Here is an 18,047-nt window from a genome sequence, read left to right as displayed (position 1 = left end):
TCGACGGGGATGTTCATGATCACGCTCGAATTGGCTGATGAGGCCGCCCTGAAGGCCGCATCGGGGCGTTGCTCCTCTTCATGCAGGACACCGCGCAACTCTTCGATGGCGCGATCGAGTTGCTCGTCCGGCTGGTCGAGGTCGGCTTCCGCCTTGGTTTTGGCCATGATCGTCTCCAAATGCTCAGGCGCGTCCGGCGGCAGCCGGCATCAGCCCGTCGATAAAGTCCTGCCCGGCGTCGTAAGGATGCCTGATCCGGACGGTGTAATTCTGTCCCAGTTTGCCGAACTCGCATACGAACAGCGTCTTGCCCCGTGCGCTGAGACGCGCCTGGGACTGGGCCGTTTCCTCGAATTCGATGACGTCGCCGATTTCGAAACCGGCGAGGTCGCCGAGCGTCAGCCGCGCCAGCGGCATAGTGGCCTCGAGCGCCACGGTGGAGCGCATCACCTCTTCCGAAAAGCGGGCGCGCCAGCTGGGGCCGTGATCGTCGTCGCTGACAGGCACGGCTCCGTCGCGGCTGGCCAGCACGACGCGCTGCGGCATCGTCACCGTGACGGTGCCACTGTCGGCCGGCGTCGAGATGCCAAGCACGATACGGATTGCCGCGCCATCGCGCAGCACATACCGCTTCGCCTCGGTGCCGGACATTGCTCGCGGCGCGGGCAGGCGCAGGTCGAGCGAGCGCTTTCCCGATCCGTTGAGGGCCTGCGCGACCTGCTGGAACACCATGGTCGAAACATCGATTTCGATCTGCGACAGATCGCGTTCGATCGGCGATGCCGGCAGATCCGGGTCGCCGCCGAACAGCGTGCAGACCATGATCGCGATCGCCGGAGCATCGATCACCAGGGTCATCGCATCAGAGGACGCCGACGAGCCGATCACGGTCATGGCAAACGTGTCGCCGGCACGCGAACGCGCCTCGGGAACGCGGCTGACCTCGATCGCTTTGAGGTCGACGACGACCGGAACGCCAAGCTCGCTGGTCAGGCTTTTCTGCAACAGCGGTACGGCGCGTTCGGCCATGGCGCGGCCTGCGTCGATGACCTGCGCGGCCTCGCCGCTGTCGCCGACCAGACGCTCGATGATCAGCGAACGCGCTTCCGCTGGGCTGCCCGGACTGGTCATGACAGTGCTGGGACCGATCTATCGCGCATCGTTCAGGCGGCCTTCTTTTCGACGGTGCCGGTATTCATCGTGCTCTGCTCGACGGCATCGATCGTCGGCCGTTCATAGGACGAGATGGTCTTACGGCCGAACTCGATCGCCACCTGCGGCAGCGCGCCGTTCATGTAGGCCAGCAGCGTCTGCTTGACGATGATATAGAGGCGGTTCTTCTTCTCACGCACCGTCTTGATCTTGGTGGCGACCGGCCCGACCACCGAATAGGACAGGAAGATGCCGAGGAACGTTCCGACAAGTGCGGCACCGATCAGACCGCCGAGGATTTCCGGCGACTGGTCGAGCGCGCCCATCGCCTTGACCACGCCGAGCACGGCGGCGACGATGCCGAGCGCCGGCAGGCCATCGCCCACCGCCACCATCGCGTGATAGGCCTTCATCTTGTCGGACCTGATGGTCTGGATCTCTTCGTCCATCAGCGCCTCGATCTCGTGCGAGCGGGCATTGCCGATGATGATGATGCGGCAGTAGTCGCAGATGAAATGCGTCAGGTCATGATTGTGCAGCACGGTTGGGAACGCCTGGAAAATCGCCGACTCTTCCGGATTGTCGATATGCGCCTCGACCTCGCTGCGGGATTTCGAGCGCAGCTCGCGCATCAGCGAGTGCAGCACGCCGAGCGTCTCGAGATAGTCCTGTTCCTTCGGCACCGCCTGCTTGAAGGCTTCGAGAATGGCCTTGCCGGTGTCCTTGACCGTCTTCATCGGATTGGCAACGAGGAAGGTGCCAAAAGCCGCGCCACAGATGATCACGGCCTCCCATGGCTGGATCAGCACGTGAAGATGGCCGCCCATGGCCATGAAGCCGCCAAGGACGCAGCCGAGCGTTACCACCAGTCCAATCAGAATGCCCACGACAGGTCCTTCCGCATTTCACATCAGGAGCTAGGGATAGTCCCCGTGCCTTGTGTGAGGCTTGAATCGAGGGCGTGGAAGCGATTCAGTTTCGCGCAAGGAAGTAGGGGTATTGTGCCGGCATAGCTTCGGCCGGAGGCACGTCTTTGCTCAATACCTTTACCAGCTACCAGCTCATCACCAAGGACATTTCAAAATCGATCGACAGGATCGAGCAGCAGCCCGTGGTTGATCGCGACACCAAATATTATCTCGCCAACATCACCAAGGTGAAATCGATCGACGATTTCGTCAAAAACGACCGTTTATTCAAATATGCCATGAAAGCCTACGGGCTGGAGGACATGGACTATGCCAAGGCGTTCATGGTCAAGGCACTCAAGGAAGGCGTCTCCGATCCCGACAGCTTCGCCAACAAGCTGACCGACAAGCGCTACGCCGAATTCGTCAGCGCCTTCAACTTCGCCGCCAACGGCGCCGATGCGACCATCTACAACAAGACGCAGCAGATGGTGACCAAGAACTACGCCACGCAGGCGAAAATCGCCGGCCTCGATCCGGATTCGGCCTATGTGAAGGGCGAGACGACATACTATCTCGCCAACATCACCAAGGTGAAGTCGGTCGACGATCTGATGTCGAACAACCGGCTCTACACATACGCGCTGGCGTCATTCGGCCTCGATTCAGCGACGGAGGACAAGGACCTCATCAAGCGGGTTCTGCAGGGCGGCGTCCGCGACCCCGACAGCGTCGCCAACAAGATGGCGGACAAGACCTATGCCGCGCTTGCCTCCGCCTTCAACTTCGAAGCCTATGGCGAAAACACCACCACCATCAATCCGGCGCAGCAGCCGACCGTCGACAAATACATGCGCCAGACCCTCGAAGAGAATGCCGGTCAGACCAACCAGGGCGTGCGGCTGGCGCTTTATTTCGATCGCAAGGCCCCAACCATCACCAGCTGGTATGACGTGCTGGCCGACACCGCGCTTGCCAGTGTCGTGCGCACCGTGCTCGGCCTGCCCGATTCCTTCGCCACCGCCGATGTCGACAAGCAGGCGCAGCTGTTCGAGCAAAAACTCGACATCTCGGATTTCTCCGACCCCGAGAAACTCGGCAAGTTCCTGACGCGCTTCACCAGCATGTACGAGATCAACCACCCGACTTCATCGGCCGTCACCTCGGTCAGCGTGCTGTTTGCGCAGCCACTCACAGTCGGCATCTCCACCGACCTGATGATGGCCATGCAGAAACTGAGATTCTGAGACCATCATGCGGGACAGCCTGTACGTCGCCCTTTCGTCGCAGATCGCGCTCGAGCGGCGCCTCGACACCATCGCCGACAACGTCGCCAACGCCTCGACGATCGGCTTTCGCGCCACCGGCGTGAAGTTCGAGGACGTCGTCTCCGGCACCGGGCAGAAATCGGTATCCTTCGCCTCTCCGGGCAAGACCTACCTTTCCGGCGCCCACGGTGCCTTGAGCGAGACCGGCAATCCCTTCGATTTCGCCGTCCAGGGCGATGCCTGGTTCGCCATAGAGACGCCGGTCGGCACCGTCATGACCCGCGACGGACGCTTTTCGATGAACGAGAACGGCGAGCTGATGTCGCTCGAGGGCCACCCGGTGCTCGATGCGGGCGGCTCGCCGATCCAGCTTGACCCCCGCAACGGTCCGCCCAAGGCCGGGGCCGATGGTTCGTTGCGCCAGAACGATCAGCTTGTCGGCTCGATCGGTCTCTACAATTTCGATCCAGGCCCGAACTTCGTCCGCTACGGCAATTCCGGCATCGTTCCGGCACGCACCCCGGAGCCTGTCACCGACCGCTCCGATGTCGGCGTTGCCCAGGGTTTTCTCGAAGAGTCCAATGTCAATCCGGTGCTGGAGATCACCCGGCTGATCATGGTCCAGCGCGCCTTCGAGAACACCGCCGCCCTGATGCGGCAGACCGACTCCTCCACCGACGAGGCGATCAAGACGCTCGGCTCGAAATAATCCATGTCGCTCGACCAGCCATCCCTGCGCGCACTCGAAAGACAACTCCAGCCGGCGCCGGAAGACCGGCTTGCCGCGCTGGAACGGGTCTGGCGGCGTTTCGGCGACGCCGAGGCCCTGCTCAAGCGCGGCGGCCGCGTCATCGAAGTCACCCCCACGCACTACAAGGTGCACGGCCTTTCCGGCTTCGCCAGACTGGGCGACATCGTCGAGCAGCGCGGCGATGCCGGTGCGCGCCGCGGCGAGATCGTCAAGATCGGCCGCGACGAGGCCGTCGTCGCGCCCTTCGAACGCAGCGCCGATTCCGGCATCGGTGATGCCGTGTTCCGCCGCGGTCCACTCGTGGTGGCGCCGCATGCCTCGTGGCGCGGCCGCACCATCGACGCACTCACCAGGGCGATCGATGGCGGCCCGCCGCTCGCCCGGGGAGATGACACATCGCGAGGCGCCCAGACGACGCCGGGAGCCATGGCGCGGCAACGCGTCGGCACTGCCTTCATGACTGGCGTCAAGGTCATCGACATCTTCACGCCGCTCTGCTTCGGCCAGCGCCTCGGTATCTTCGCCGGCTCCGGCGTCGGCAAGTCGACGCTGCTTGCCATGCTCGCCGGCGCCGACGCATTCGATACCGTCGTGGTGGCGCTCATCGGCGAACGCGGCCGCGAAGTCCGTGAATTCCTCGAGGACACGATCGGCGACAGCATGGCCAAGACCGTCGCCGTCGTCGCCACCAGCGACGAAAGCGCCATGATGCGCCGGCGTGCGCCGGACACCGCCATGCGCGTCGCCGAGCATTTTCGGGACCAGGGGCATCGCGTTTTGCTGGTCCTGGATTCGATCACCCGCTTCGCTCACGCCCTGCGTGAGGTGGCGACGGGTACCGGCGAGCCGCCGGTCGCCCGCGGCTACCCGGCCTCAGTGTTCACCGAACTGCCGAAGCTGCTCGAACGCGCCGGGCCGGGTACGGAAGGCCCCGGAGTTGAAGGTAGGGGATCGATCACCGCCATCATTTCCGTGCTGGTCGACGGTGACGACCACAACGACCCGGTCGCCGATTCCGTGCGCGGCATCCTCGACGGCCATGTCGTGCTTGATCGCACGATCGCCGAACAGGGTCGCTATCCCCCCGTCAATCCGCTGTCGTCCATATCGCGGTTGGCCGGAAAGGCCTGGAGCGTCGAACAGCGCGCGCTGGTGACAAGGCTGAAGTCGATGATCTCGCGCTTCGAGGACACGCGCGATATCCGGTTGCTCGGGGCCTATCAGGGCGGCGTCGATGCCGAACTCGACATCGCCGTGCGCCAGGTGCCGCTGATCTATGAGGCGCTGACGCAAGCGCCGAAGGATCGCCCGTCGGCCGACCCTTTCTCCGATCTCGCCCGCCACCTCAAGAGCAAGCTGAACGCCGATGCCGGAGACTGAACGCGAATATACCGAGCGCATCCTGCGCGACATGATCGCCGAGGCCAATGCCGCGGAGCAAGCCGAGGCGGACGAAGCGAGAACTGCCAAGGCACAGGCCGCCCGTGCCATCGCAGCGAAAGCCGAGGCCGTTCTGGCCAGAGCCGTCAAGCCAATCCTGCCACGGGCTGGCAAAGCCGATCATGATCTGGCCAGGCCCGTCGAACCCGCTCTGCCCCGGGCTCCCCAGGCGGTGGCTGCCGAGATGACGCAGGCCAGCCGCGACTCGCTGATCGACGGGCTGTTCCCGCGCACCGAATGGCCGCAGCCGCCAAAGGCACCGTTTCCCCGGCTGAAGAAGACGTCCGACCGACGCAGCGATTTCGTCATAGCCGCGCTCGGCATCACGCTCGGCCTGATCTGCGCCCTGTTTCCCTGGTACATCTTCTTCAACCAGGACCAGTTTGGCGTCCAGGCGATGAAGTTCGGCGGTACCGGCTCTAATTCCGGGCGAGCGGGCGGCGGCGTGGTCGCGCAACGCAGCGCGCCGCTGACGGCAAAGGATATTCCCGCGGCCAATCTCGATCTTCTTGCCACGGGGACGGTGCGGGACGATGCCAATCCCGCAGCCGCACCCGACGAGCAACCGTTTCCGGCCGACGCGGCGAAATTCCGCATGGTTCATGTCGCCAACGGCCGTGCCATGATCCAGGACGACGCTGGCCTCTGGATCGTCCAGCGCGGCTCGATACTGCCTGACTCCAGCCAGGTGTCCTCCATCGAGCAGCGCAACGGCAAATGGGTCATGGTCACCAGTGCCGACCGGGTGATCGAACTCTCCAGATAAACGATCTCCGGCTCCCGCCATCCGCAAGGCCCGCGCAAGACTGGCGGCCTAGTCTCTGGGTACCTGCTCGGAGATTCCCATGGAGCCCGTTTCCCTTTTCGACCTCGCCGCCAAGCAAGCGCAATGGCTGGCCGTGCGCCAGTCGGCAGTCGCCGGCAACATCGCCAATGCCAACACGCCAGGCTATACGGCAAACGATGTCGAGCCATTCGAAAAGGTGCTCGACCGCGCAGCCGTATCGCTGCAGGCGACCCAGGCCGGCCATCTCGGCAATGCAGCGACCAATGCCGGCTTCACCATCAAGCCGCAGGAGAATGACGGCGTCGTCATGCCGTCCAAGAACTCGGTCGTTCTGGAAGACCAGTTGCTGAAAGCCGGCGAGGTGCGCCGCTCCTTCGAGCTCAACACAGCGATCGTCAAGGCGTTTCATACGATGATGATGATGGCGGTGAAGAGCTGACCATGGACGCACTGACCGCAGCCCTCAAAGTCGCAGCATCCGGCCTCGGCGCCCAGTCGGAGCGCCTGCGCGTGGTTTCCGAAAACCTCGCCAACGCCCAGTCGACCGGCACCGCGCCCGGCTCCGATCCTTATCGCCGCAAGACCATCAGCTTCGTCTCTGAGCTTGACCGGGCCTCCGGCAGTTCAACGGTTGCAGTGAACTCGATCGATCGAGATCCCAGTGACTTTCCAGTCGAGTTCCAGCCCGGCAACGAGGCCGCCGACGAGAAGGGCTACGTCAAGATGCCCAACGTCAACGTGCTGATCGAAATGGCCGACATGACCGAGGCCAATCGCTCCTACGAGGCCAACCTTCAGGTGGTCAAGCAGGCCCGCGACCTGATTTCCATGACCATCGACCTGATGAGGAACCAGTAATGATCAGCGGTATCGGAGCGCTTCAGTTCAAGCCGTCGATCGGCGGCGACGACACGGCCACAAGCCTGCTCCAGGGCGGTGCGACACCTTCGGCCGGCGGCACCATCGGCACCTCCTTCGCCGAGGCGCTGAGCCAGGCAGCCTCCAAGACCGTGAACACGCTGCAGAATGCCGAGCAGGTATCGTTGCAGGCGCTCAAGGGCGACGCCGACACCCGTCAGGTGGTCGACGCCGTGATGAGCGCGCAGCAGGCGCTTCAGACCGCCGTCGCCATACGCGACAAGGTGGTTTCCGCCTATCTCGAAGTCAGTCGAATGGGCATCTGAGGAATTCCGCCATGAAAGCACTCGCCATCGCCGCCACCGGCATGAATGCCCAGCAGACAAATCTGGAAGTCATCGCCAACAACATCGCCAACATCAACACCACCGGCTACAAGCGCGCCCGTGCCGAATTCTCCGACCTGCTCTATCAGGTCGACCGCACACAAGGCGTGCCCAACCGCTCCAACGCCTCGCTGGTGCCGGAGGGCGTCTCGATCGGCCTCGGCGTCAAGACGACGGCCGTGCGCAACGTGCACACCCAGGGCGAACTGACCAGCACCGGCAACAGTTTCGACCTGGCGCTGACCGGCAGGGGCTGGTTTCAGATCGAGGGTGCCGACGGCGGCACGCTCTACAGCCGCGCCGGAGCTTTCAACACCAACGCCACCGGCCAACTCGTGACGGTCGACGGCGCTGCCGTCATTCCGGCAATCAATGTTCCCGTGGATGCCGTCGAGGTCATCGTCAACAAGACCGGCCAGGTCTTCGCCCGCATCGACGGCCAGACCGACCTGCAGAACCTCGGGCAGCTTCAGATCGCCAACTTCGCCAACGAGGCCGGCCTGGCGCCGCTCGGCGACAATCTGTTCCAGGAAACCACGGCTTCGGGGCCGGCGAATGTCGGCGTGCCGGGCGATCCCGGCTTTGCCACCATCCAGCAGGGCTATCTCGAAGCCTCCAACGTCGACCCGGTCAAGGAAATCACCGAACTGATCTCGGCGCAGCGCGCTTATGAGATGAACTCCAAGGTCATTCAGGCCGCCGACGACATGGCCTCCGTGGTCTCCAAGAACATCAGGTAACGCATGATGTCGACGCCCGGCCTTCTGTCCGCATTCCGCCGCACCGCGCTCATCCTTGCGCTGGTGACCGGCACGATGCCGGCTTTTGCCCAGGAGTCGGCCAACCAATCGGCCAGCCGGATCGCCAGCAATCAAGCTGGCGGCGAGGTGGTGCTTATTCCGAGCCGGGTAATCTATCCCGGCGAGACCATCAACCTGGCTGCCCTGAAACAGGTCACCCTTATCGTCGGCAAGCACAAGCCGGAGGCGGTCGCCACGCGAGCCGAAGAACTGGATGGCAAGGTCGCCAAGCGCACGCTGCTGCCCGGCCGCTACATTCCTTCCACCGCCATCCGCGAGGCCTGGCTGGTCGAACAGGGTGCTTCCGTGCAGATCTTCTTCATCGCCGGCGGGCTGACGATCTCGGCCACCGCCGTGACGCTGCAGCCGGGAGCTGCGGGCGACCTCGTCAAGGTTCGCAACATCGACAGCGGCAAAATCCTGTCCGGCACGGTGATGGCGGACGGAACCATCCAGGTCAGCGCTTCATGATGCGCGGGCTTAGCCTGATACTGGCAGCCGTGCTTGGCCTGCAGCCGGCGCTGGCCGATGGCCTGACGTCGAAGGCCAAGCGCGAGCTCGCCGCCAAGAATGGCGGCGTCTACAACGATCCCGAATATGATCCGGCCACCACCAGCCGCATGTTCCGGGTTTCGACCGGGCCGAGTTCGCTGCCGCCGGGCCAGGTGGCCGCGCGCATCAAGGACATCGCCCAGCTGCAGAGTTCGCGCGACAATCAGCTCGTCGGCTACGGCCTGGTCATCGGCCTTGCCGGATCGGGCGACAGCCTGCGCAACTCGCCATTCACCGAACAGTCGATCCGCGCGATGCTCGAAAATCTCGGCATCGCCACCGAAGGCGGCAGTGCGCGTGCCAAGAATGTCGCCGCCGTCATCGTCACCGCCAACATGCCGCCCTACGTGCAATCGGGCGCCCGCATCGACATCGACGTCTCCTCGATGGGCGACGCGACCTCGCTTTCCGGCGGCACGCTGATCATGACGCCGCTGAAGGCGGCGGACGGCGAGATCTATGCCGTCGGCCAGGGCTCGGTCATCGTGTCCGGCTTTACCGCCCAGGGACAGGCCGAGCAGCTGACGCAAGGCGTGCCGACCTCCGGCCGCGTGCCGAACGGCGCCATCGTCGAGCGTGCCGTCCAGGCCGAATTCGACGATCAGGCGATCCTGACGCTGCAACTGCGCAATCCCGATTTCTCGACCGCTATCCGCATCGCGGACGCCATCAACGACTACACCGGCCAGCGCTTCGGCATGCGGGTGGCGGCCGAGCGCGATTCTCGCACCGTGCAGATCAGAAGGCCGAAGGGTGTCTCGGCGGCGCGCTTCTATGCCGAAATCGAGAATCTGGTGGTCGAATCCGACACGCCGGCCCGTGTCGTGATCGACGAGCGCACCGGCACCATCGTCATCGGCAATGACGTCAAGATCTCACGTGTCGCCATCAGCCACGGCACGCTCACCGTGCGCATCACCGAAGCGCCGCGCATCGTCCAGCCCGAGCCCTTCTCCAAGGGCGAGACCGCCATCGAACCATTCACCGCCATCGACGCCAGCCGGCCCGACGCCCGCGTTGCCGTGCTTGACGGACCCGATCTCCAGACCCTCGTTTCCGGCCTCAATCGCCTCGGCGTCAAGCCGGATGGCATCATCGCCATTCTGCAGGGCATCAAATCGGCCGGTGCCCTGCAGGCCGACCTGGTTCTGCAATAGGCGATGCCGATGACGCGCTTTTTCTCACACCACGAAAGACACCGCACCGCTGCGATCCTGCTCGCGACCGCCATTCTCGCGACGTTGCCCTTTGCCGGCGACACTGCGCGCGGCGAGGAGACGGTCCGCCAGGTCCTGCCGGGAGCACCGGTGGCCGCGGCGCCGCAGCAATTGACGCGGGAAAAGGCGCCGGACCAAAGCGAGATCGAGCGCTTCTGCTCAAACATCGCCGACGCCGCCCGCGACCGCCGCTATGTCCTGCAGGCGGAGGAACTGAAGCAGCTCCAGGCCGGCATTGACGAGCGCATGAAAGCGCTCGATGCAAAGAAAGCCGAGTACGAGACCTGGCTGAAGCGACGCGAGGTTTTCCTGGCCCGGGCAGAGGACGGCGTCGTCCAGATCTACGCCGGCATGAAGCCCGACGCCGCCGCCGAGCGGCTGGCCATCGTCAACGCCGATCTGGCTGCGGCCATATTGATGAAGCTCGATTCACGCAAGGCGAGCGTCATCCTCAACGAAATGGACCAGAAGGCGGCGGCGACGCTCACCGGCATTATGGCCAGCGCAGCCCGAAGGGTAGATCCGTCATGATCCGGAAAATGCTTGTCCTGTGCGCGGTCACCGTACTGTCGGGTTGCGGAACCAACCTCAAGGAGGTCGGCAGGGAGCCGGCTCTGTCCCCGGTCGGCTCCGGCATCGATGGCGTCAGTACCGGCTCCCTCTATCGCTATCCGCAAACGCCGCCCGCGCCAATCAAGAAATTCTCGTTGTGGGACGACCGCCAGAGCCGGCTGTTCACCGACCCGCGGGCGCTGTCCCAGGGCGACATCCTGACGGTCAAGATCAAGATCAACGATCGGGCCAACTTCAAGAACCAGAACGACAGGAGCCGCACCGCCAATCGCAAACTCGGTTACGACCTCAGCGCGCAGTGGGACAAGTGGAGCACCGCCGGCAAGGGCGCTGGGGCTCTCAGCTCCACCACGGACACGACTGCCGACGGCGAGATCAAGCGCTCGGAGACGCTTGAGCTCAATGTCGCGGCGATCGTCACCGATGTGCTTCCCAACGGCAATCTGATGATCACCGGATCGCAGGAAGTGCGCGTCAACGCCGAGCTCAGGGTGCTGACGCTCGCCGGCATCGTGCGGCCGGCCGATATCGGCGCCGAAAACACCATCCCCTACGAACGTATCGCCGAGGCTCGCATCTCCTACGGCGGACGCGGTCGCATCACCGAGGTCCAGCAGCCTGCCTACGGCCAGCAGATTCTCGACCAGGTTCTTCCGTTCTAGGATCGGAGCAGGGCGCCGTGGCAAATATCGAACAGGTTCAGCCACGCAAGGGTCCCTCCCCTGCTATCCAGGCCGGCCTGCTGCTGCTTGTGACGGCGGCCGCCATTGGCATGGGCTGGATGTCCGGCGGTTATCTCAAAGGCGTCGGCGCACCGGCGTCGGTACCGGTCGCGCCTGAGAACGAAGGCAAGATCATGCAGCCCACCGCGGCCGAGCAGCCAGGCCTGGGCCCGATGCTTGTCGTGCTGGCGCCGATCACCACCAACATCGCCTCGCCTGCCGGCACATGGATCAGGATGGAGGTGTCCATCGTCTATGACGCGCCGCAGCCACAGGCAATGTCTGATGACATCCACCAGGACCTTCTGGCCCTGGTGCGCACGTTGAAGATGCATCAGATCGAGGGGGCCAGCGGCTACCAGCACCTGAAGGCCGACCTCGAAGAACGCGCCGCGATCCGCAGCCAGGGTCACGCCAAACAGGTACTCATCAGGACATTGCTGCTCGAATGAGAAAGTTCCTTCTCGCCACGGCGATGATCGCGGCCGCAACGTCCGTCGCGACGGCGCAGCAACTCGATCTCGGCGGTATCGGCAAGGCCGACGGCACCACCGTAGGCTACATCATCCAGATGTTCGGCCTGCTGACCGTTCTGTCGGTGGCGCCAGGCCTGCTGATCATGGTGACCAGCTTCACTCGTTTCGTCATCGCCTTCTCGATCCTGCGCGCCGGAATCGGCCTGCAGTCGACACCGGCGAACCTCATCCTGATTTCGCTGTCGCTGTTCATGACGTTCTACGTCATGGCGCCGACCTTCGATCAGGCCTGGAACACCGGCGTCAAGCCGCTGATGGACAACCAGATCACCCAGACCGAAGCCTTCGACAAGATTTCAGACCCGTTCCGCACCTTCATGCTGCACAATGTGCGTGACAAGGATTTCGACCTCTTCGCCGACCTTGCCCGCGAGCGCGGACAGACCGTTTCGCGTGACACCGTCGACCTGCGCATCCTGGTGCCGGCCTTCATGATCTCGGAGATCCGGCGCGGTTTCGAGATCGGCTTCCTGATCGTGCTGCCATTCCTGGTCATCGACCTGATCGTCGCCACCATCACAATGGCGATGGGCATGATGATGCTGCCGCCGACAGTGGTGTCGCTGCCGTTCAAGATCCTGTTCTTCGTCCTGATCGACGGCTGGAACCTGCTTGTCGGCAGCCTGGTGCGCTCCTTCAACTGACCCTGCGGCGCCGGCTCGAAATCCCAGCAATATATTTTCGATTAACCGTCCGGTTTAGCCCTTTGGTAGGGACTTGCCCGCATATTCGCTCGCAGATGGCGGGTGATCGATTTTGAGAGATCATGGGCATGATGCCGCACCGTCATACCGGTAGAGCCGGTATGTAAAAAATACCTGTAAAATCAAGGTCCGAGTACCATGTCCAGCATCATGACGAACAGCGCCGCATTGACGGCCCTGCAGAGCCTCAACGCCACCAGCAAATCCCTCACCGACACCCAGGCCCGCATCTCGACCGGCTACAAGGTCTCGCAGGCTTCGGACAACGCCGCTTACTGGTCGATCGCCACGACGATGCGCTCCGACAACCAGGCAATGTCCACCGTTTCGGACGCTCTCGGCCTCGGCGCCTCTAAGGTCGACACAGCCTATACCGGCATGAGTAGCGCGATCGATACGATCAACCAGATCAAGACCAAGCTGGTCGCGTCCTACGGCCAGACGGACGCCTCCAAGGAAAAGACCCAGGTCGAAATCGCCGCCCTTCAGAACCAGTTGAAGGCCTACGCCGATGGCGCCACCTTCTCCGGCACCAACATGCTTTCGGTGTCCACTGCGACAGGCACCGCGGCCGACGTGAAGATTGTTTCGGCCTTCAACCGCGACGCGACCGGCGCGGCTTCGATCTCGACGATCGATGTCAATGTGGAAAGCATCAAGCTGTACGATGCCGGCGCGGCACCAACCGCCAAGGGCATTCTCGACACGGCCCGCCTCGGCACCACGGGCGCTGCTGTTGCCACGGCCTCGGCACCGACGTTGGGCGCTGCCGCAGCGGTTACCGACACCTATTCGGTTGCCTCGCTGACTATCTTCTCGGGTGGCACGGCCGCCAGCGATAGCCAGATCGCGCAGCAGATGAACGTCGTCGATGCCGCGCTCAAGGCCATGACCAACGCCGCCACCACGCTCGGCGCCGCCAAGAGCAGTATCGACCTGCAGAAGACCTTCACCTCGAACCTGATGGACTCCATCGATCGCGGTGTCGGCCAGCTCGTCGATGCCGACATGAACAAGGAATCGACCCGTCTCCAGGCCCTGCAGGTCCAGCAGCAGCTCGGCATCCAGGCGCTGTCGATCGCCAACGGTTCGTCGCAGTCGATCCTGTCGCTCTTCCGCGGCTAATCGCATCCGCCAACTTGCACTAAAATCGGGCCGCGCCAAAAGCGCGGCCCGATTTCGTTTGCTCGGACCGCGCGCAACGCTCTGTCGTTAACTCTCGAAAGGCCGCGTTTAACAGGCTGTTAACCATGTCCCGCTAATTATGGTTAACCAATAGGTTACAACGGTTGGCGAATCGGCCCTACTGGCACGATACCACGGTTGAAGCAGGCCTATCCGGCATGTCTGAGCATGCCGGCCTTTGAGAAGGAGCGACTTTCTTGGCGAGTATCATGACCAACGCCGCGGCGTTAACCGCGCTTCAAAGCCTCAGCGCCACCAACAAGTCACTCGAGCAGACACAGGCCCGCATATCGACTGGCTACCGTGTCTCGCAAGCCTCGGACAACGCCGCCTACTGGTCGATCGCCACCACGATGCGCTCCGACAACCAGGCCCTGTCGACGGTGCAGGATGCACTCGGCCTCGGCGCCTCGAAAGTCGACACCGCCTACACCGGCATGAACAATGTGCTGACAACGATCGGCCAGATCAAGACCAAGCTGCTTTCGACCGTCGGCCAGACGGACGCAGCCAAGGCAAAGACGCAGACCGAGATCAAAGCGCTTCAGGCGCAGATGAAGTCGTTCGCCGATGCGGCCACCTTTTCAGGCTCGAACTTCCTAGCGGTGACCTCAAAGCAGGTTGCGGCCGCCAATGACGGCGTCCAGCCCGACTCCCAGATCGTGTCCTCATTCAATCGTTCCTCATCCGGCGCCATCTCGATCGGGACGATCGATATCGATGTCGAGAGCACCAAGCTTTTCGACTACGGCCTCGCCGCCGAGGTCAAGAATTACGGAACCCTCGATCGCCAGACGTCCATCTATTCCACGGGCGCCGCCCAGACCCTGTACGACAACGCCTATGCGGGCGTGATCGCGGGCGGAGGAACGGACATCGCCGCGAACACCGCCGGCCAGACAGCGGCGGGAGCGGTCGCCAAGGTCGACAATATCTCCGCCTACAACCTCGATATCACGGCACCAGGCATTACCGACGACATCATCACGCAGATGGTGAACAGGATCGATAACGTCATGGCCCAGCTGACCGACTCCGCCACCATCCTCGGTTCGGCCAAGAGCAGCATCGACCTGCAGAAGACCTTCACCCAGAGTTTGATGGACTCCATCGACCGCGGCGTCGGCCAGCTTGTCGATGCCGACATGAACAAGGAATCGACCCGGCTCCAGGCACTGCAGGTTCAGCAGCAGCTCGGCGTTCAAGCGCTGTCGATCGCCAACAGCGCCTCGCAGTCGATCCTGTCTCTGTTCAAGAGCTGATCACGGGCGCCACCGGCGCCCACCTTCCCATCAGATAATCGGGCCGCACCGCCAGCGCGGCCCGATTTCATTTTCGCACAAGCTTCGAAGACTAGAGTTCCGGCGGACAATCATGCTGGGAGTCGTTGAACCGTGCCGGAACAGATCCAGAGCATCATCTCGAATCTCCGCGGGTTTGGCGTGAAGCGCCTCGCCATGCTGGCGGGCATCGCCGTTCTGGTGATGGGCGTCATCGGCATCGCCTCGGTCTATCTCAACCGCCCCGCCTATGACACGCTCTATGTGGGACTAGACCGCGCCGACGTGAACCAGATCGGCCTGGTGCTGGGCGAAGCCGGCATCGGCTTCGATGTCGGCGCCGATGGAACCTCGGTTCTGGTGCCGGCCGGCACCACCGCTCAGGCCCGCATGCTGCTTGCCGAAAAGGGTCTGCCGACCAGCGCCAATGCCGGCTACGAATTGTTCGACAATGTTGGCTCGCTCGGCCTCACCTCCTTCATGCAGCAGATCACCCGCGTGCGGGCGCTGGAAGGCGAGATCGCCCGCACCATCCAGTCCATATCGGGCATCAAGGCTGCGCGGGTCCACATCGTCATGTCCGAACGCGCCAATTTCCGGCGCGACGAGCAGCAGCCCTCGGCCTCCGTGGTCATCCGCTACGCCGGCATCGACGCCGAGAAGAGCGCCATGTCGATCCGCCATCTCGTCGCCGCCGCCGTTCCCGGCCTGTCGGCAGACAAGGTGACTGTTCTCGATTCCAGCGGCAATCTGCTGGCCGCGGGCGACGATCCTTCCAACACCAGCGCCGCCCGCACGCTCGGCGTCGAGCAGACCGTCGAGGCGCAGATCGGAGACAACATCCGCCGTGCGCTGACGGCCTATCTCGGCCCCGACAATTTCCGCGCCAGCGTCAAGGCCGAGGTCAACACCGACACCCGCCAGACGGAAGAGACCATCTTCGATCCGAATTCCCGCGTCGAACGCTCGGTGCAGTCGGTGCGGGCCAACGAGAACAACAACCAGAAGCAGGCTTCCACTCCGGCCAGCGTCGAGCAGAACCTGCCCGAGACCCAGGCAACCGCCACCGATGGTCCGCAATCCTCCTCGCAGAACGACCGCAGGGAAGAGATCACCAACTACGAGATCAATTCCAAGAAGATCGCCACGGTCTCCAACGGTTACACCGTCACCAAGATGTCGATTGCCGTGGTCGTCAATCAGCAACGGCTGACGGCCATCCTCGGCAAGGACGCCACGCCGGAGCAGATCGCCAAGCGCGTCGCCGAGATCCAGAAGATGGTCACGTCCGCTACCGGCCTTGACGAAAAGCGCGGCGACATCATCGACGTCTCGGCGGTCGAGTTCATCGACGGCCTGGATGGCGAGGCGATCCCGCAGGCGGGAATGCTCGATTCGATCGGCCAGCATGCCGGCACGATGATCAATGCCGGTGCCTTCATCGTCGTGGTGTTCCTGGTCGCCTTCTTCGGCCTGAGGCCGATGGCCGCGGCGCTGACGGCAAAGGCTACTCCGGCCCTGGCAGGTCCCAGCTTCGACGACGTCCAGCGCTCGCTGCCGACGCCGGAGGCAATGGCGGCCACCGACAGTGCCGCGATTGGGGCCTTGCCAGGCACACGCCCAGGCCCCACGCCGCTCGACGATCTTCGCCAGAAGATCCGGCCGGCGCCGCAGGACAGGCTTGCCAGGATGGTCGATCTCAACGAGGAGCGCACCGCGCAGATACTGCGCAAATGGGCTGCCCGGGAAGTGGCGGTGTAAACCATGCCCTCCGTAGCCCTCTTCGACCTTCTGCCTGATTTCGGGACGCGCGCGCAACGTGCCGGCCAGTCCCGGGCAGCAATCGATCCCGAACACAAGCCCGAGACGCCGGCGCCGCAGGCCGATATCGGCACGCTGATCGCCGAGGCGGTCGCCCAGGCGGAGGCAGCGCTGCAGGTCCGCCTGTCGGCTGCGCATGACGCCGCGCTCGAAGCCGAACGCCAGGTCAATGCCGAGGAAGCAAGGATATTTCTCGAAAGCCTCGGCGACGATGTCGGCAAGGCGGTCTCGTTGCGCATCGATGCCATGGAGGCGCGCGTCACCGGACTTGTCGCCGCCACGGTCGCCCGCATCATCGGCGGCATCGTCAGCGACGATCTGCAGAAACGTGCGATCGAGGCATTGGCCGGCGCCATCCGCGAAGCGGTCGGCGATGCCGAAGCGGTGCGCATCGTCGTGCGCGGCCCGCTCTCGATGTTCGAAACGCTGAAGGCGTCGCTCGGACCCGGCGCCGCCAATCTCGATTTTGTCGAGGCGCCAGGCTTCGACCTGACCGTCGCCATCGACGAAGCAGTGTTCGAGACGCGCATGGCCGAATGGTCGACGGTCCTCTCGGAGGTCCTGGCATGAGCGTCGCAGACGCCGACCACGGCCGCCACGAGATCATCATCGTGCGGCGCAGCCATGACGACCATGACGAGGCCCACCATGGCGGCGTCTGGAAGATCGCCTTCGCCGACTTCATGACGGCCATGATGTGCTTCTTCCTGGTCATGTGGCTGATCAACGCCGCGAACGAGCAGACCAAGGCAGCCGTCGCCAGCTACTTCAACCCGGTCAAGCTGGTCGATCGCAATTCGAGCCGCAAGGGCTTGGAGGATCTCGGCGACGGTCCGCGCGCCATGGGGCTGACGGCCGACGATCCGCAAGAGGCGACCAGCAAAGCCGGACAGAACGGCAATGCCGGCGCGGGAGCGTCGGACCACAAGCAGGAGCCGCAGCAGGCGGAACGCTCCGACGACCATCTCTTCGCCGACCCCTACGCGGTGCTTTCGGAAATCGCCGCGGATACCGGCGTCATGCAGAATGTCAGCCAGAAAGGCGACGGCGGCGTGCAGGCTGCCGGCCCGGCTACCGGCGCCTCCGGTGGCGCCGCCTACCGCGATC

21 protein-coding genes are annotated in these 18,047 nt (G+C 63.7%); 19 read left to right on the top strand and 2 right to left on the bottom strand.

Annotated elements, in window-relative coordinates; translation table 11 throughout:
• Window positions 1–183: 183 nt before the first annotated feature.
• Complete coding sequence (locus EOB59_RS28470; protein ID WP_127269588.1) at window positions 184–1,131, bottom strand: FliM/FliN family flagellar motor switch protein; 948 nt, start codon at window positions 1,129–1,131, stop codon at window positions 184–186.
• A 32-nt stretch (window positions 1,132–1,163) separates the two neighbouring features.
• Window positions 1,164–2,039 (bottom strand): flagellar motor stator protein MotA, encoded by an 876-nt coding sequence (gene motA / locus EOB59_RS28465; RefSeq protein WP_127290388.1) that lies wholly within the window; start codon window positions 2,037–2,039, stop codon window positions 1,164–1,166.
• A 146-nt stretch (window positions 2,040–2,185) separates the two neighbouring features.
• On the opposite strand from motA, the gene EOB59_RS28460 reads away from it, so the two are divergent.
• From EOB59_RS28460 to EOB59_RS28370, 19 genes are all read left to right on the top strand, one after another.
• Window positions 2,186–3,307, top strand: coding sequence for a DUF1217 domain-containing protein (locus tag EOB59_RS28460; protein ID WP_128289763.1), 1,122 nt, complete (start codon window positions 2,186–2,188; stop codon window positions 3,305–3,307).
• Between the two features lie 7 nt (window positions 3,308–3,314).
• A complete protein-coding gene (gene flgF / locus EOB59_RS28455; protein ID WP_027038258.1) occupies window positions 3,315–4,037 on the top strand; it encodes a flagellar basal-body rod protein FlgF in 723 nt (240 codons plus the stop codon).
• Between the two features lie 3 nt (window positions 4,038–4,040).
• Window positions 4,041–5,459 carry a flagellar protein export ATPase FliI gene (gene fliI, locus EOB59_RS28450; protein ID WP_128289762.1) on the top strand — a complete coding sequence of 473 codons (1,419 nt, stop codon included), beginning with the start codon at window positions 4,041–4,043 and terminating at the stop codon, window positions 5,457–5,459.
• Window positions 5,446–6,285 (top strand): hypothetical protein, encoded by an 840-nt coding sequence (locus EOB59_RS28445; protein ID WP_128289761.1) that lies wholly within the window; start codon window positions 5,446–5,448, stop codon window positions 6,283–6,285. The genes fliI and EOB59_RS28445 overlap by 14 nt, the downstream gene beginning before the upstream one ends.
• A gap of 79 nt (window positions 6,286–6,364) precedes the next feature.
• Window positions 6,365–6,745, top strand: coding sequence for a flagellar basal body rod protein FlgB (flgB, locus tag EOB59_RS28440; RefSeq protein WP_027038255.1), 381 nt, complete (start codon window positions 6,365–6,367; stop codon window positions 6,743–6,745).
• Between the two features lie 2 nt (window positions 6,746–6,747).
• Window positions 6,748–7,164 carry a flagellar basal body rod protein FlgC gene (flgC, locus tag EOB59_RS28435; protein ID WP_013529797.1) on the top strand — a complete coding sequence of 139 codons (417 nt, stop codon included), beginning with the start codon at window positions 6,748–6,750 and terminating at the stop codon, window positions 7,162–7,164.
• The gene (locus EOB59_RS28430) at window positions 7,164–7,490 is read left to right on the top strand and encodes a flagellar hook-basal body complex protein FliE (protein ID WP_127268379.1); all 327 of its coding nucleotides are present in this window, start codon (window positions 7,164–7,166) and stop codon (window positions 7,488–7,490) included. The genes flgC and EOB59_RS28430 overlap by 1 nt, the downstream gene beginning before the upstream one ends.
• Before the next feature lie 11 nt (window positions 7,491–7,501).
• Window positions 7,502–8,290: a flagellar basal-body rod protein FlgG gene (gene flgG, locus EOB59_RS28425; RefSeq protein WP_128289760.1), complete on the top strand. Its 789-nt coding sequence runs from the start codon at window positions 7,502–7,504 to the stop codon at window positions 8,288–8,290.
• A 3-nt stretch (window positions 8,291–8,293) separates the two neighbouring features.
• Window positions 8,294–8,821, top strand: a complete 528-nt coding sequence (gene flgA / locus EOB59_RS28420; RefSeq protein ID WP_128289759.1) for a flagellar basal body P-ring formation chaperone FlgA — start codon at window positions 8,294–8,296, stop codon at window positions 8,819–8,821.
• On the top strand, window positions 8,818–10,059 hold the full coding sequence (locus EOB59_RS28415) for a flagellar basal body P-ring protein FlgI (RefSeq protein ID WP_128289758.1): 1,242 nt from the start codon (window positions 8,818–8,820) through the stop codon (window positions 10,057–10,059). Before flgA ends, EOB59_RS28415 begins: the two co-directional genes overlap by 4 nt.
• Window positions 10,060–10,068: 9 nt before the next feature.
• Window positions 10,069–10,650, top strand: coding sequence for a MotE family protein (locus tag EOB59_RS28410; RefSeq protein WP_128289757.1), 582 nt, complete (start codon window positions 10,069–10,071; stop codon window positions 10,648–10,650).
• Window positions 10,647–11,354, top strand: coding sequence for a flagellar basal body L-ring protein FlgH (gene flgH, locus EOB59_RS28405; protein WP_128289756.1), 708 nt, complete (start codon window positions 10,647–10,649; stop codon window positions 11,352–11,354). Before EOB59_RS28410 ends, flgH begins: the two co-directional genes overlap by 4 nt.
• Window positions 11,355–11,371: 17 nt before the next feature.
• Window positions 11,372–11,866, top strand: a complete 495-nt coding sequence (locus tag EOB59_RS28400; RefSeq protein WP_127399238.1) for a flagellar basal body-associated FliL family protein — start codon at window positions 11,372–11,374, stop codon at window positions 11,864–11,866.
• Complete coding sequence (gene fliP, locus EOB59_RS28395) at window positions 11,863–12,594, top strand: flagellar type III secretion system pore protein FliP (RefSeq protein ID WP_127271437.1); 732 nt, start codon at window positions 11,863–11,865, stop codon at window positions 12,592–12,594. Before EOB59_RS28400 ends, fliP begins: the two co-directional genes overlap by 4 nt.
• Before the next feature lie 198 nt (window positions 12,595–12,792).
• Window positions 12,793–13,779, top strand: coding sequence for a flagellin (locus tag EOB59_RS28390; protein ID WP_127271439.1), 987 nt, complete (start codon window positions 12,793–12,795; stop codon window positions 13,777–13,779).
• Between the two features lie 257 nt (window positions 13,780–14,036).
• Window positions 14,037–15,101: a flagellin gene (locus EOB59_RS28385; RefSeq protein ID WP_127270046.1), complete on the top strand. Its 1,065-nt coding sequence runs from the start codon at window positions 14,037–14,039 to the stop codon at window positions 15,099–15,101.
• A 132-nt stretch (window positions 15,102–15,233) separates the two neighbouring features.
• Window positions 15,234–16,880 (top strand): flagellar basal-body MS-ring/collar protein FliF, encoded by a 1,647-nt coding sequence (fliF, locus tag EOB59_RS28380; protein WP_128289755.1) that lies wholly within the window; start codon window positions 15,234–15,236, stop codon window positions 16,878–16,880.
• Between the two features lie 3 nt (window positions 16,881–16,883).
• Window positions 16,884–17,510 (top strand): hypothetical protein, encoded by a 627-nt coding sequence (locus EOB59_RS28375; RefSeq protein WP_128289754.1) that lies wholly within the window; start codon window positions 16,884–16,886, stop codon window positions 17,508–17,510.
• Window positions 17,507–18,047: flagellar motor protein MotB (locus tag EOB59_RS28370; RefSeq protein WP_281061739.1), on the top strand; the 541-nt coding region annotated here is incomplete at its 3' end. The genes EOB59_RS28375 and EOB59_RS28370, both read left to right, overlap by 4 nt.

The sequence above is a fragment of the Mesorhizobium sp. M7A.F.Ca.MR.176.00.0.0 genome, assembly GCF_004023165.1.
Lineage (GTDB): Bacteria > Pseudomonadota > Alphaproteobacteria > Rhizobiales > Rhizobiaceae > Mesorhizobium.
The sequence above is the reverse complement of the archived record's forward strand: the minus strand, read 5'-3'. Positions and strand labels throughout refer to the sequence as shown.